Origin of the sequence: Pseudomonas paraversuta, from assembly GCF_904063065.1 — a bacterium.
In the GTDB taxonomy this organism is placed as follows: domain Bacteria; phylum Pseudomonadota; class Gammaproteobacteria; order Pseudomonadales; family Pseudomonadaceae; genus Aquipseudomonas; species Aquipseudomonas paraversuta.
This window is the reverse complement of record NZ_CAJFCL010000002.1, coordinates 393328-407559: the sequence shown is the minus strand read 5'-3', so window position 1 is coordinate 407559 and position 14232 is coordinate 393328. Positions and strand designations below refer to the sequence as shown.

Genomic DNA, 14232 nt, shown 5'->3' with positions numbered 1-14232 from the left:
CGCTGCCGATTTTCAGGCGAGCGTCGGCGCACGGTGGTTGGCCGTGGCGTTCCGGGAGCAAAGCAGTATTAAAAATCAGGCAGGCCGGGCCTGCCCTCCAGTTACGGGCAAGGCATCAGGCGACTCCCCGCAACAGAGCCTCAACCGCGCGCGACACTTGCAGCACCCGTGCGTCCTGCCCGTGCAGTCCCGCGATTGATAGCCCCACCGGCAACTCTTCAGCCAGCTGACAGGGCAAACTCAAGGCGCAACCGTCGAGAAAATTGATCACACTGGTATTGCGCAGCACCAGGCCATTGGCGGCGAAAAAGCTTTCGTCCGTGGCAAGGTCTGCCAGCTTCGGCGGTACCACGGCAACACTGGGCATCAGCCAGGCATCGGCATCGCCCAGACGCTCCCGGGCGATGGCAATCAAGCGCTGGCGTTCGACCTGGGTATCCAGGTAATCAGCTGCACCAATGGCCGCACCGCGCCGAATGCGCTGGGCGACACGGGCGTCGTACTGCTGTGCGTCGTCGCCTTCCAGCCACTGGCGATGGCCGTGCCAGGCTTCGGCGGCGGTCAGTCCGCCGGCAGCGTTGATACGGGGCAATTGGTGCAGCTCGGGAAAATCAAACCAGCGGATGCTGGCCCCGGCCTCGGCGAGCAGGCCCAAACTGCGTTCGAAAGCCACAGCCACGGTCTCATCCAGCTGATCGAGGACGAAATCCCGGGTCACCGCCAGACGCAGACCGGCCAGGGACGGCATGGGGGTAGCGAGTTGCTCCCCCGAGAGAATCCGGTCCAGCAGGATGCTGTCGGCGACACTGCGGGTCAGAGCGCCAATGGAATCCAGGCTCGGCGCCAGGGGGAAGGTACCGGTTAGCGGGACGCGACTGGCACTGGGTTTGAACCCGGTCAGATTGCAGAAGGCCGCCGGAATCCTGATCGAGCCGCCGGTATCGGTGCCCAGCCCCGCGACCGCCATCTCGAGCGCCACACTGACCGCGGCGCCGGAGCTGGAGCCACCGGCAATGCGCTGTTCTGCACATGGGGTCAGCGGTGTTCCGTAATGAGGATTCAGTCCGAGACCGGAAAATGCAAACTCACTCATATTGGTTCGACCCAGCACAATAGCCCCCGCCGCTCTCAACCGCTCCACGACCACTGCATCGCGACTGGCCGCCGGTGCCTCGGCCAGCAGACTGGAGCCGCTGGCCGTGATCTGCCCGGCCACATCGAACAGGTCCTTGATCGAAACCGGCAGGCCGGCCAGGGCCGACGGCACATAGCCCGAAGACCGCGCCAGGTCGCTGGCACGGGCCGCCAGCAAGGCGCTGCGGGCATCAACGCTGATATAGGCCACTCCGCCTGCCTCGCGATGTGCCTCAATGCGGGCCAATGCCTGTTTGACCAGCGCCTCGCTGGTGGTACGACCCTCAGCCAGGTCCCGGGCGAGCTGTGCAATATCTTTCATTGTCTGTTCACTCCGCCACAGGCAGCGACTCGACACCGTACTGGTGACGCAGGCTGCGGTTAAGGACGGGGTCGAACAATTCCATTTCAAAGGCTTCGCCATAACCCAGTTCGCCAATCACCGATTGGGTGCCGCAGAACATCGCGGTATCAGCTGGCAATGCGCCGGCGCTGTTGAGTTTTCCCAACAGGGTTTGCGGCGCCAGCAAATTGGTCACCGGGCCTTGCTGATACAGCGCACGTTCGCCATCACGCACCCGCCAGGTACGCATTACCAGTTGATCCCAATGCGCCTCAACTTCGGCAAAGCGCCAGACCTGCTGCGCAATCGGCTTGTCGCACATCTGTTTCGACACCGTGACGTCGTAGCTTTCAACCTTGCGATCGGTGTGATCCGAGCCCAGGCCGATCAACAGCCCCTCCTCACTTGGAATCAATACAAACTCGGTCTCGCCGGAAGAGTCCTTGCCCGGCACCTGGATGCTCTGCGCCGTGTTCAGCAGGCTGGCCGAAACCCGGTAGAAACACGGGATCTGCGTAGGACGGCGCACGCCAAGAGCTTCCAGTTCGGCAATATGGTGTTCCACCGCTTCACTGTTACGCCCTGCCCAGCCGGCAATGATCAAATGCTTGATGCTGGCCTGGTGCTCACCTTGGCCGACGACGTGGAAAGTCAATTGAGTCATGAAGAGTGCTCCGGATCGATAATTAAAGGGTGCGCATGATGGCGCGACGGAAGTCGTCGATGTGGTGATGGATCGCCGCGACAGCGGCATCGCCGTCTCGCTGTTCCACCGCCTCGAGAATGTGCATGTGCTCGTCATAGATGCGCTGGCTGTGGTGGTTTTCCGACAGCGTCAGGTACCAGAAACGGGCCTGCTTTTCGTGCAGGTTGCGCAGCAGTTCAGCCAGAACGCGATTGTGTGCGGCGGCTGAAATCGACATATGAAATTGCAGATCCAGCGTCATGAGCCCGGTCACGTCGTGGTCCGCCAGCAATTGAGGGGTGCGCTCCAGAATGTCGCGCATGGCCTTGATATCAGTGTCGTGGGCACGTTCCACCGCCAGTTTGATACACAGCTGCTCGTTGGAAACACGCACCTCGATCATATCCAGCACATCGTTAAGTGACAGCGCGGTCACCATCACCCCCTTGCGCGGCATGATCGTGACCATGCCTTCTACTTCAAGGCGATGCAGCGCCTGGTGGATCGGCGTTCGGCCAAGCCCCAGCAGCGCTGCCAGTTGCGCCTCGTTGATGGCGTCGCCAGGGCGGAACTCGCAGCTGATGATCCGCTGCTTTATTTGCGCATACGCCAGCTCCCGCAGTTGGGCGGCGCTCTTGATGAGCGGCGGCGTGGACTGCAGATGGCTGGAAACATCAATGGATTTCGGCATTTTCACTCCTGATATTCATCTGATATATCAGATGAATATCAGACTAAGCAAAGCCTGTGCCAGACTCTGCGCAGTGACTGAAAACGCCGGTTTACAAGGGATCGGGGGAAACAAGGATGAGCGAAGGGAGGCTCCGGGGAATGTAACTTGTTACTTATTTGCCCGATTTTGTGCGCGCACGCGCTTTTTTTGTGCGCCATGCAGGACAAACATCCCTAGGGATGCCGGTGGACGGTGACAGCCACTAACCTGATCACAATGGGGCGAACCACAAGAATGCACAGGAATGCCACCGGCATGGCCAATCGATAGGCGCCCAGGGCATTGCTTAGATAATCCTCATTAATCCCGGAGTTGGCCGCCGTGATCACCAATGACATGAGAAAGGCCATGATTGCCGCCATATAGAACGCAAATACATAGGGAGCCATGGCGGCCGAGAGCTTCAATCGATTGTAAAAACGGATATTTGCAGAAGTCTTTGAATTCATGTCCAGCCCTTTTAAACACGGTTTCTTTGGGGAAACGCACCATATCAAGAACAAAAGTGCGCAACTAGACGGTAATTTCCGCTTACTTTATAAAGTAAAACTTACGAATAGCCCTTCTTTCAGGATTAGCCATGAATCTTCTTGCGGCCATCGCCAGCTTTACCAAGGTGGTTGAAACAGGCTCCATCGTGGGAGCGGCGAAAAACCTGGGGCTCAGTGCCGCAGCCGTCAGCCAGACCCTCAATCGCCTTGAGGAGCACCTGGGCACCCGCCTGCTGCAGCGCACTACGCGCAGCATGGCGTTAACCGAAAGCGGAGCCATCTACTACGCCAAAGTGCAGCGTATCGTTGCAGACCTGGAGGCCGCCCAATCGGCAATCAGTGAGCCCCATGCCGAACTTCAGGGCCGGCTGTGCATTGCCTCTACCGCTGCATTCGGGCGCCATGTGCTGGCCCCGCTGGTTGCAGGCTTCGCGGCCCGCCACCCGCGCCTGACCCTTGAGCTCAACACCAGCGATAGCAAGATCAATCATATTCAAGCCGGGATTGATCTGAGCCTGAGGATCAAGCCGCAACTGGAGGAAGGAATTATCGCGCGCAAGATTGTCTCAGTGCCCTTTATCGTTTGCGCCGCCCCCTCCTATCTTGAACGGGCCGGCCGGCCGGATTCGCCGGAGCAACTCCAGCAGCATGCGTGCCTGGGCTTTCGCTACCCGCTGGACGGCCGCTTCCTGCGCTGGGGATTTATTCGCGACTCAGGACATTACTATGCGGCGCTCAATGTGACCGCCATGAGCGACGACATTGACACCCTGGCCCAAATGGCTGCCCATGGTGCTGGCATAGCCCGGCTGGCGGAGTTCGTGGCGGCGCCCTTTATCGAGTCCGGGCAACTGGTGCCCCTGCTTGAGAGCAGTCATGGGCCAAGGGAGTCCGCTACCGAACCGCTGGATATTTACGTCTGTGTCCAGGACCGCAGCGCCATGACGCCCAAGGTAAAAGCCTTTATCGATTACTTGAGTGCACACCTGGAACAGCGCTGGCCGCAGGCAAACCTTTGAGCCATGCCGTGATCCGCGCGCCCTTGTGCCGCAGGCCAGCCATGGGCATGGCAAAGCAGCGGCCTTTACGCCTGCGGGTTTCGGTGCTATCAAAAAACAGCATCTGGCAAGACATCCACCCGCTCGGGCCCCGTGATGACAAGCCAGACCGCTGAGCACCTGAACCTGTGCATGTCTGAAGGCCCGCCACTGATCTGAGGAGTCATCATGTCCACACATACCGTTCGACTTCATCGCGTCATCAAAGCCCCGCCCGAACGTGTCTATCGGGCCTTCCTGGAAGCCGATGCCCTGACCAGATGGCTGCCACCCTACGGCTACACCGGCAAGGTCCAGCACATGGATGCGACAGTGGGGGGTGGTTACAAAATGTCGTTCAGCAATTTCAGCACGGGCGAAACTCACTCGTTCGGCGGGCAATACCTGGAACTGGTACCCCATGAACTGATTCGCTACAGCGACAGTTTCGATGATCCAAACCTGCCGGGCGTCATGCACACAACGGTAGCCCTGCGGGCGGTTTCCTGCGGGACCGAATTGAGCGTGGTTCAAGAAGGCATCCCCGGGGTCATCCCGCCAGAGGCCTGTTACCTTGGCTGGCAGGACTCGCTCATACAGCTCGCCAGGCTGGTCGAAAGTGAAATTGCCGAGTGACTCAATGCAGTCCCGTGCCGCCTGTTTGCCGATCGTTTCCACAGACAGGCGGCCCGGCAATAACAGTTAAAGCGGCTTGCCCGGGCTGACAGGCCCCGCAGTATCTTTGGCTGCTTGAGCCAAGCTTTTACCGCTCAGGGTAAGAGGCCGAAACTTCGAATACAGCCACAGACCGCACACGCAAGCGCTGCCTAGAAGGGTGCCGAACAACAGCGCCAGGAACAGACCAACCAAGGGCCCTACGATAATCCCGGCAACCCCGTGCACAGGCTCCCCGTTCCAGTTGACCGTATCGAAACCGAATAAAGCCAGGATCCCGCTGACTAGTCCGATGATCCCGAGTGAAATGACCAGCCCGATAAAAAACAGTTTGTAGATCGAGCCGACGCTAAGCCTCTGCACTGCAAATGTTGAGAACATTCGAAGACCTTCTGTAGTTTTTATATACGCCAGGCGCTGCCTGCTCGTTCTAGCCTGACAAACGTCACAGCCTGCGTCTGTGCGGCAGCCTTCATGGCTACTCCGACATTTTCCATTGAGTGATCAGCCTGTTTCTGGATTCACCGGACAACAATGCATTCACCGCATCCAGCAAATGCTGGTTGTCCTTGTGCATCATATAAACTTTATCGCTGGCGGTTCCGGGCAGAATCTGGCGAGTGGAAACACAGAACACACCGGGTTCCTGGCTCTGGTAATAATCCCCTTCAATCAGGTCGGTAAACATGATGTCGGCCTGACCACTACGAATCCCCTGCAAGCTGGCGATATTGTCCTGGGCTCGGACGATCTGGGCATCCTTGATATGTTTGTCGACGTACTCCTGATTGGTACCGCCGGGGTTGACAGTCACCCGCACGCCCTTGCGATCAATCGCGTCCAATGACGCAAACTGAGCGACTTTGTCACACTGCGTCATGGCGATCTTGCCATTTTTGACCACCGGTGCAGACAGCCCGAACTGGCTTTTTCTGGCCGGTGTATCGGTAATCCCGCCCATTGCGATATCGAACTTGTCTGCTGCCAGATCTGCAGACAGTGTTGGCCAGCTGCTGAGCACAAATCTGACATTGAGTTGCTGTTCATGTCCGAGGGCCTTAGCCATATCAATATCAAAACCGGCCAGATCACCTTGTTTGTCGTGAAACGCCAGCGGAGCATAATCGCCAGGAACGCCGACCCGCAGCTCGCCGCTTTGCTTGATCTCCTGCCAACTTCTGGCGACCGCGCTCTGAGCGCCTAGCAGTGATAACAGGATCACACACCCATAAAACCTTCTATTCATTGTTCTCTACCTGGTTTTTTGAATTGTTTTTGTAAGGCCGCGGTGGTTGTGCCGCACAGGACCGCATAGCTGAATGTAATACCAGTAACGCCCCATACTGCCCGGAGCGTAGCCTGAGCCCCAAGCAATTTTCTGTTCTGATAACGGACCCTGCACATGAGAATTACCAGGGCGCCTGCCGTCCAATACCCGGGTGTTTCGCTTCGCCAGCTGGAAAGGTCAGATATACCGCAATGGTACGCGTACCTTTCACAACAAGCGGTTGTTCAACATACCAGCTGGAACCTGAGCTCAGAGCAAGATCTGTTACCCATGTTCGACGAGATGGACTCAACTCTTGCCACCTCCACAAGACGGCTGGCCATCACTGACGAACTGAATGGCGAACTGATTGGAACCATTGGCTTTCATTCAATATCGCAAGTGAACCGTACGGCAGAAGTGGCTTATGATCTTGCGCCGCAATTCTGGGGCAAAGGCATTGCCAGCGCAGTCTGTACAGCGGTAACCCAATGGTCTTTTTTAAAGTACGGATGGGTGCGCGTACAAGGCACTGTGCTTGATACCAACCCCGGCTCAGCCCAGGTGCTGATAAACAGCGGATTCGAGTTCGAAGGAAGGTTGAGGTCATTGCGCATGGTCCGCGCAACACCACGCAACTTCGACCTGTATGCGCGCTTGAATACGGACTGACCTGATCAGGCCGAGGCTGACGCCAGGTAAACTGCAACGGCAACACTGAACCTGGGCCACTGTCGTCTCTGGCGTCGTCATGTCCTGTTGCCCAATAAAAAGCCCTGGATAACCAGGGCTTGAGCGTTTGTGTGTATCGACTGGACGCACGCCAGTGCAGATCGATTTTTGGCGATCCGCACCTTCAGTGGTTAGCTGTTGACTAACGGCGTTCCAGCGTCAGGTAATTGAAGGCAGGAATCAGCCCGACCCGAAGGTTGTGCGATGTACCATAAATATCAATGACGCTGAAATCGTGGGTCATTCGGTTTGGCACTTCTATATTGTTGGTCACCGATTGGTAGAAGTAAAAGTTCTCCTCCATAATGACTTGTCCAATCACCACTTCACCCTCGCGAGGGTATTTTATTTTACCTTCAATGCCCATGTGTCGGCCTAAATAAGTTAGCCACACCCCTGTGTACTCCCTGCTCAGGCCGTTTCTCATAATGCCGATATACTCGGGCTTGTTCGTCAACCGGGTCACTTGACTTCCAGGCAAGCCAAAGTAGGTGACGGTGCATTTGGACTTTCCGCTGCCATGGGCCGCCCAGACAACTCCGTTTTGAGAGGAGTAATTGGTTATCGTTTTAATGGGCAGGCTGCGACCGCTGGGCATTCGAATATTGACGTGATGTTCAAACGCACGAAATTTTCCGGCAAAATCTCCATGGCCAATCGGGGTATCTTTCAAATAGCCGTTGGCGAGGCGATCGCCGTAGTTCTCCGATGGCAAGCGCGGAAAGGTAAGTGGTTCGACTTCAAACGATGAATTGAATTTTCCGCGTTTATCACCTTCTCCCGTATCGTCACCCACCTCACTGTAGTTGGTACGAAATACGGTACCGTCACTGTTATTGATACGAACGGCCAGTCGACGCAAGGTAGTTGCCGTGGTTCGCACATAAAACTGGACAGTCTGGTAGTCGGCCCCGGGTTGACTGAGCGCCTGGTGTTGCGTGTGCAACTCCAACCCTGGCTGCGCTTGTTCATGGGGCTGCAGCGGTACGCCCTCAAGGGCCTGATCCAAGGCAGGCGGGTCAATAGCAGCCTGTTCGAACAGCTTGGGCTGCTCCAGCCGCAAGCTGCGAATGGAGTCAAGGAAACCCCGATCCCACGCATAGCCCAGGTTAGTGAATGTGGTACACCATGGATGCAGTTGTTCACCCAAATAGATGATTTCCGAAGTGCCGTAATCAATCAGTCGAATGGTGGCCAGATCCGCTGGCGTTACAGTTACGAAGTTCCCCGATGCGTCCTTGGCCGCCAGACGCACAGTGACAAGTAATTGTTGATTGCCATTATTAAGAAGCGGGTAGCGCGAATTTTGCAAGTGACTGTCATTATTTACAAACACTTTAAAATAAGACAACTGGTTCCAGCCAGAGGCCTTTACATCTTGTACTTCAACTTCACTCATAGCGATTATCCTGAAGAGCGGTGACCGGACAATGTTCTAAAGATCAACTCTCGAGACAGCGCATTTGCTATTAACTGCACCGGCAGACGGGTGGCGCCTGAAGAGTCAGACGTCCTGCAGTACCCCGATAACATACCCGTGGCGCAGCCCTCTCACCTTGTCCACAGCGCATCTACAAAGACAGTCATGGCGGTATTACACATGCCCGGTTAAATATGCGAAAACCAACTTGCAAAACAGTTGCCCCCCTACAAACTGCCTTGAACGGGCTTGCCAGCCGAATATAACGCCCCTGTGCCACGGATCATTGCAGTAAAGGAATATGCGCCACTTTCAATGATGCGGCTCCTGCCAGGAATCGCTGTGCGACGCACTGCCACCCCCTGCACCATCGCCCCCGGCTCCCCCGCCCTTGCCAGCACTTCTGGAGTCGCCCTTATCACCTTTGCCGCCACCTGAAGAAGACGGGCGAACCGGCCCCTGCTTTGGAATCGAAAGCTCGGCGGGTACGGGATCAAGATCAAGCACGGCGCGAATGAAGTCACGAAGCGAGGTGACCAGTTCGGCGGTATGAATGGGACGCCCTGCCACCAGCTCCGTGGCTGCTACTGCCGCCATCCGGACCTGCTCCTCGGTACCCAGCAGAATGATATCGGACAGCGCCGCTTCAACCGCATCGCGTACCCGCCTTGAGCGGTCGCCATTGCCCTGCACGGCAACAGCTTGGGTCAGGGTCACGCTCTCGGCAGCCTGATCCGGGCTGGTGTTGGCAGTCGCAGTCCTGCGGCGCAAATCCCGCAGATGAGTGGGATCAACCTCAAGATTTCCGGTGAAGGAGCCACCCAGGGTTTTGTAGGCCGCGATGAGGGTACGCAAACGTTCATTGATCTGACGGTTTTCCCGCTCCCGCCGTTGCTGGATCGTATGCATAGCCAGCAGACGAATCCCGACCCCGATAACGGTGATCAGGACTAATCCTGCAAGCGTTGAGAGGATGCCCTCCCAGGAACTGAAATCCAGATTGCGCATGCTGACTCCAGGACTCGAAGGTGGTCCGGTTTAACCAGACTCCCGAACTGGAGACTCTAGCATCCTGCGCGGTCAGCATCTGTGAGCTGCCAGCCAGGGCTGCCCGGGGTAACAGGCAGCCTGGCCAAAGCGCTGATCAGGCAGTGCCTGTCGCGGTGCTGGAGCCGTTTGCCGGCGCTGTTGCAGGGTGGGCAATTTCCCAGGCATCACGGGGCTCGTCCAGGTCGCGATTGAGGGTTTCCGGGGTCTTGAAGGTTGTATAGAGGGTGATCAGTGTGAGCAGGGTCAGATAGCAGGCAATCGGCAGCCAGGCACCGACCCCGGCGCTGGCGTCGCCGTCATGGCTGGCCACGACCAGGGCGATAAGACCGGCACCGATCAGCGGTGCAATCCCCCCTGCAATCACTGCCGAGGCTTCCCGGGCGATCGACACCCCCATGTAGCGGTGGCGCGAGCCGAACAGTTCAGGCATCAGTGCCGCCTGGGTGCCGAACATACCCCATGTACCGATGCCCAGCGCGATGGAGATGGCGATGATGCTCGCCACCACGTTGCCCAGGCTCAGCACCCACCATACCGGGAAGGCCAGGGCCAGTTGCAGCAGGGCGAAGGCCCGGTAAACCACCACGCGCCCGAACCGGTCGCTGAGCATGCCGGCAACCGGTACGGTGAGCGCGCCGAGACTGGCGGCGCAGATAAGTGTCAGCACGCCCACCGGCCCTTGCAGACCTACCACGCCAACGATGTAGCTCACAGCCAGGGCCTGGTAAATCGATGAACCGCCGTTTTCCCCCAGGCGCAGGCCGATACCGATCAGCAAACTGGGCCGGGAGTGTTTCATCGCACTTTTCAGCGGGTTGACGCTGACGCGCTTGAGCGCCTTGAGGCGGATGAAGGTCGGCGACTCCTTGAGAGACAGACGCATGTACAGCCCCAGCGCCACGATCACCACACTGCTGAAGAACGGCACGCGCCATAGCCCGCTCTCGATGACATCGTCATTGCCGCTGACCACCATGAAATACACCACTGCCGCGAGGATGGTGCCCAGCTGGATGCCAAGGAACGGCAAGGCGGCATAGAAACCGCGCCGACCCCGGGGTGCGTATTCGGTCATCATCACCGCCGCACCGGCCTGTTCGGCGCCTGCGCCCAGCCCTTGAAGCAGACGCAGAATCACCAGCAGTGCCGGTGCCAGATAACCGACCTGATGGAAACTTGGCAGGGCTCCGATCAGGGTGCTGGAAACGCCCATCAGCAGCACCGTCGACGTCAGCACGAACTTGCGCCCGACGCGGTCGCCGATCATGCCGAACAGCACGCCGCCCAGGGGCCGTACGGCAAAGCCCAGGAAATAGGTGCCGAAACTGGCGATCAGGCTCATGGCCCGGGTCTGCTCAGGAAAGAACAACGGCCCGAAGATCAGCGCCGAAGCCAGGGTATACAGCGCAAAGTCGTAGTACTCCAGGGCACTGCCCAGGGAGCAGGCCCAGGCGGCACGGTTCAGGTCTTGCTTGCGCGCCTGGCCGTCGGGGATCAAGGCGCTGTCGGATGGGGCGTTATCGAGAGACATAGGGGGACCTCCAGGTGCCTTTACGGCATCTTGTTATTGACCGGTGGTGGGGCTGGTTACAAGTTCAACCGCTGTATTTCCTGAAGCATGGCCTGCTCCATGATGTCGAGGGGCGCTTCTTTTGCGGTGTACAGCTCGATTTGCCCACAGGCTTGATGGACCAGCATCCGGGTGCCGGCCACGGTCGTGCAGCCCAGGGCTTTGGCTTGCTGCAGCAGAGCGGTGTGCACCGGCATGAACGCCACATCCATGACAATCAGATGGCTGGCCAGGCGCCCGTCCAGCGGGTTGCTGTCCGGCTGCTTGAAGCCCACCGAGGTGGCATTGATCACGATATCGAAGTTGCTGGCCGTGAATGCCTCGACGCTGCCCCCCCAGCGGGCCCCCAGATCCTCGGCCAGGGCAGTACCGCGTTCGGCAGTGCGGTTGAACAGCGTGACCCGGGCCGCCGCTTGCAAGCAGCCAAAGACCACCGCACGGGCGGCGCCGCCGGCACCGATCACGGCGATACGTTTGTCCCGCAGACCGGTAACCTCCTGCAACGCGCGAATCGCCCCCAGGTAGTCGGTGTTGTAGCCGGTGAGCACCCCGTCGACATTGTTTATGGTGTTGACCGCGCCAATCACCCGGGCCGACTCGTCGATGGCATCCAGATGAGGCATCACCGCAGTTTTGTAGGGCATGGAGACATTCATGCCGCGCACCCCCAGAGCGCGAATGGCCGCCACGGCAGCAACCGGGTCTTCGACGCCAAAACAGACAAAGGTGTAGTCCAGCCCCAGGGCCGCATAGGCCGCGTTGTGGATCTTTGCCGAGAGTGAAAACGGCGACCCCATGATAGAGCCGCACAGCGTTGGCAGGGATTGAGGCATAGCAGAGTCCTTGGCGTGGGAGTCAGACGACGTGATTCAAGCCACCCTCGACGAACAGGGACTGGCGGCGAAAGCTGTCGATCATGTCCATCTCCTTCCCTGGATCGATGAGTGGGTCAATGCCGCCACTTTCAACCGCTACCTCCCCGGGACGCCAATCGTTTATGTTGATTCCGTGATCACCGCCTGTGATCACCAAAAAACCGTCACCCTCCGGGAGCAAATCCCGCAGGCGTTCTGGCCGGTTCTGGATCTGGGCGCCGGAGCGCGATTTGACGCAGGAAAACCAGCCGCCAGGGCGGGCCAGTACGTCCGCCAGCCCCCGGGACCGGCACAAACAATGGGAGGCCGGCGCCAGAGAAGCTGAAGACCCGTTATCGCCCGCCGTACAACTACCGTCATACTTATGCGACAATATGCGTAATGTCTGGCATGAATCCCGCCTTTATTGCCCAACAGCTTGGACACAGCGTCCAGATGCTGCTCTCGACTTATGCCCGCTGGTTGAACTCAAGCGGCGACTGGGGAGAGATGGATAAGCTCCAAAATGCCCCAGGAATGGCCCAAGCGCCAAATGCGCGGCCCGCAACCCATTGATAGGTAAAGTAATTGATCTCCACAGCTAACATCACGATGCAGGATGAAGTGCATTTTGGTGATTACTCGGGATCAATGTTTGCTAGGCGAAGTAAGCACAAGTAATCAGTAGTTGCGCATGACAATGCACCCGATGGTTCCCGAATTGGTCCCGGCGGGTGTTTTAAATCTCATGCCTAAATTGCATATCCTCCGCCGGCGTCCTGCCGCACCAACACAAAACCAAAATAGCTCATGTCCACTACAACGGATTTGCAATCCGCTATTTTTCCCTTACAAATCTGAAGCTTACGACGAATTCGATTCCGCAAGCGCTCCATATTTTTGCTCCTGAACGTCAAGCATATAAAGGGCTTCGTTTTGAGGTGCGGAACTGATTTTGAACCCCTCCCCCCGGCATCCTACCAATCGTAAAACACTCACGCCCCCACATCATCGGCTAAAGTTTTCCTCACAGAGGATCACATATGACTAACCCAGACCTAATTCCCGCCCTCCTTTACAAACTCAATGAAAATCAGCTTGCCCTTGAAGCTGCCTTAATGGAGCTAACGCTATGGATTGAGCTGCAAGGCTCATCTGAGGTAGGAGGCAATGTTCGTGGCGCGCTAAATGTAATTACCCAGAATGAAGAGTTCATCAACGCTTCACTAAAAACGCTCATGCCACCTGAATGAACAAGCGTAACTGATGCGGAGGTGCATTTACCTAGAGTAAATTACTAGAAAAAAGTTCTAGTGATGCTTGATGGAGTCTGCACCAACTGCTAAAAGCTGATAATCGGTTACTGCATGGACTAGCGACTCAGCCAATATTTGCAGGCGATCAATTTCTTCTTGTGGGCATCCTGAAGTTTTAGCCTCACTATAAAGACGCAGGGCTTCTAAGGCCTCTAAGATCAACGGCTCGCCAGCCGCGGTCATTCCCTGGATTGTCCTCTTCATCAATACCTACCCTCTCAGTAGTCACATCAGTCCAGCTGTTGACCAGAAACAATCACTCCGCGGCAAGAACAGGGCTTAGAATCGTCCGCAAAGCTGCGAATGTCCCGGCATGGAAAACGCAGAACTAAAACTCTGCAAGACGTGGATCAATTTCAGATACCCCCTATCGAACCCAGAGCCTCTATTAAACGCACAATTGCTGGTTTCTCGACTGGCTTTTCGCCGATACAGCACACTTCCGGATCGGAGAGAGAGCACCATACAGACACTGGATCTCCTACCTTCAGGCCGTATGAGTCCTTACGAATGGTGGCAGTTGACCAGGCGTCAACAGTTTCGCCGAGAGACTTGTGAAATCGCTGCCCATTGACGCTATAGCTAAAGCTTATGAACTGCGGTCCGGTCCAGGATGCGGCACTCCCAACAAAGGTTATGTAGCCTTGTACTACTTGCCCCTCAGATACATCCGTACCACTCATAAGCTCTCTCCTGAAACTGCTCGGGTGATACACAGGCTTTCCGGGTTTTGGTAGGGGTGACGCTATCCTCATGCGCCCCTCAGAAATCTTAGCAAGTGCTCGAGAAAGCGTTTTAAAAACTCAGGATCAGATGCGATCTGTAAGGGGGGGGGCAGAAAACGGCCAGAAGCGGTCAGTCGCGACGTACTGTTTCGACCCTGCGGGTCAGTGGCGATAAGTATGGTGATGCCGAGTAGCCTGCA

General features: G+C 57.2%; 17 protein-coding genes. 5 read left to right on the top strand and 12 right to left on the bottom strand.

Annotated elements, in window-relative coordinates:
- Nucleotides 1-115: 115 nt before the first annotated feature.
- The 4 genes from JQ845_RS05000 to JQ845_RS04985 form a co-directional block, all read right to left on the bottom strand.
- Nucleotides 116-1456: an amidase gene (locus JQ845_RS05000; protein ID WP_203008649.1), complete on the bottom strand. Its 1341-nt coding sequence runs from the start codon at nt 1454-1456 to the stop codon at nt 116-118.
- 7 nt (nt 1457-1463) lie between these two features.
- Nucleotides 1464-2141 carry a DUF2848 domain-containing protein gene (locus JQ845_RS04995; protein WP_003445790.1) on the bottom strand — a complete coding sequence of 226 codons (678 nt, stop codon included), beginning with the start codon at nt 2139-2141 and terminating at the stop codon, nt 1464-1466.
- Nucleotides 2142-2163: 22 nt separating this feature from the next.
- A complete protein-coding gene (locus JQ845_RS04990; protein ID WP_161718762.1) occupies nt 2164-2853 on the bottom strand; it encodes a GntR family transcriptional regulator in 690 nt (229 codons plus the stop codon).
- Between the two features lie 215 nt (nt 2854-3068).
- Nucleotides 3069-3344: a DUF2798 domain-containing protein gene (locus JQ845_RS04985; RefSeq protein WP_010657040.1), complete on the bottom strand. Its 276-nt coding sequence runs from the start codon at nt 3342-3344 to the stop codon at nt 3069-3071.
- Nucleotides 3345-3475: 131 nt separating this feature from the next.
- On the opposite strand from JQ845_RS04985, the gene JQ845_RS04980 reads away from it, so the two are divergent.
- Both JQ845_RS04980 and JQ845_RS04975 read left to right on the top strand, forming a co-directional pair.
- Nucleotides 3476-4405: a LysR family transcriptional regulator gene (locus JQ845_RS04980; protein WP_010657041.1), complete on the top strand. Its 930-nt coding sequence runs from the start codon at nt 3476-3478 to the stop codon at nt 4403-4405.
- Between the two features lie 207 nt (nt 4406-4612).
- Nucleotides 4613-5059, top strand: coding sequence for an SRPBCC family protein (locus tag JQ845_RS04975; protein ID WP_003445798.1), 447 nt, complete (start codon nt 4613-4615; stop codon nt 5057-5059).
- Nucleotides 5060-5125: 66 nt separating this feature from the next.
- Here JQ845_RS04975 and JQ845_RS04970 read toward each other — a convergent pair whose 3' ends face one another.
- On the bottom strand, nt 5126-5479 hold the full coding sequence (locus tag JQ845_RS04970) for a hypothetical protein (RefSeq protein ID WP_161718764.1): 354 nt from the start codon (nt 5477-5479) through the stop codon (nt 5126-5128).
- Nucleotides 5480-5576: 97 nt separating this feature from the next.
- Entirely contained in the window at nt 5577-6344 is a 768-nt protein-coding gene (locus JQ845_RS04965) for a transporter substrate-binding domain-containing protein (protein ID WP_029612844.1), read from the bottom strand.
- 156 nt (nt 6345-6500) lie between these two features.
- On the opposite strand from JQ845_RS04965, the gene JQ845_RS04960 reads away from it, so the two are divergent.
- Nucleotides 6501-7037 carry a GNAT family N-acetyltransferase gene (locus tag JQ845_RS04960; RefSeq protein WP_003445803.1) on the top strand — a complete coding sequence of 179 codons (537 nt, stop codon included), beginning with the start codon at nt 6501-6503 and terminating at the stop codon, nt 7035-7037.
- A 202-nt stretch (nt 7038-7239) separates the two neighbouring features.
- On the opposite strand, the gene JQ845_RS04955 is transcribed toward JQ845_RS04960, so the two are convergent.
- From JQ845_RS04955 to aroE, 4 genes are all read right to left on the bottom strand, one after another.
- Entirely contained in the window at nt 7240-8496 is a 1257-nt protein-coding gene (locus tag JQ845_RS04955; RefSeq protein WP_203008647.1) for a hypothetical protein, read from the bottom strand.
- Nucleotides 8497-8829: 333 nt separating this feature from the next.
- A complete protein-coding gene (locus JQ845_RS04950) occupies nt 8830-9525 on the bottom strand; it encodes a hypothetical protein (protein ID WP_127195350.1) in 696 nt (231 codons plus the stop codon).
- A gap of 136 nt (nt 9526-9661) precedes the next feature.
- On the bottom strand, nt 9662-11098 hold the full coding sequence (locus JQ845_RS04945; protein ID WP_203008645.1) for an MFS transporter: 1437 nt from the start codon (nt 11096-11098) through the stop codon (nt 9662-9664).
- Between the two features lie 56 nt (nt 11099-11154).
- Nucleotides 11155-11970 (bottom strand): shikimate dehydrogenase, encoded by an 816-nt coding sequence (gene aroE / locus JQ845_RS04940; RefSeq protein ID WP_161719334.1) that lies wholly within the window; start codon nt 11968-11970, stop codon nt 11155-11157.
- Nucleotides 11971-12001: 31 nt separating this feature from the next.
- On the opposite strand from aroE, the gene JQ845_RS04935 reads away from it, so the two are divergent.
- A complete protein-coding gene (locus JQ845_RS04935) occupies nt 12002-12337 on the top strand; it encodes a hypothetical protein (RefSeq protein WP_161719336.1) in 336 nt (111 codons plus the stop codon).
- 697 nt (nt 12338-13034) lie between these two features.
- A complete protein-coding gene (locus JQ845_RS04930; RefSeq protein WP_203008643.1) occupies nt 13035-13244 on the top strand; it encodes a hypothetical protein in 210 nt (69 codons plus the stop codon).
- A gap of 57 nt (nt 13245-13301) precedes the next feature.
- On the opposite strand, the gene JQ845_RS04925 is transcribed toward JQ845_RS04930, so the two are convergent.
- Both JQ845_RS04925 and JQ845_RS23355 read right to left on the bottom strand, forming a co-directional pair.
- Complete coding sequence (locus tag JQ845_RS04925; protein WP_203008641.1) at nt 13302-13511, bottom strand: hypothetical protein; 210 nt, start codon at nt 13509-13511, stop codon at nt 13302-13304.
- Between the two features lie 152 nt (nt 13512-13663).
- Nucleotides 13664-13990 carry a DUF3592 domain-containing protein gene (locus JQ845_RS23355; RefSeq protein WP_459565134.1) on the bottom strand — a complete coding sequence of 109 codons (327 nt, stop codon included), beginning with the start codon at nt 13988-13990 and terminating at the stop codon, nt 13664-13666.
- Nucleotides 13991-14232 lie beyond the last annotated feature (242 nt).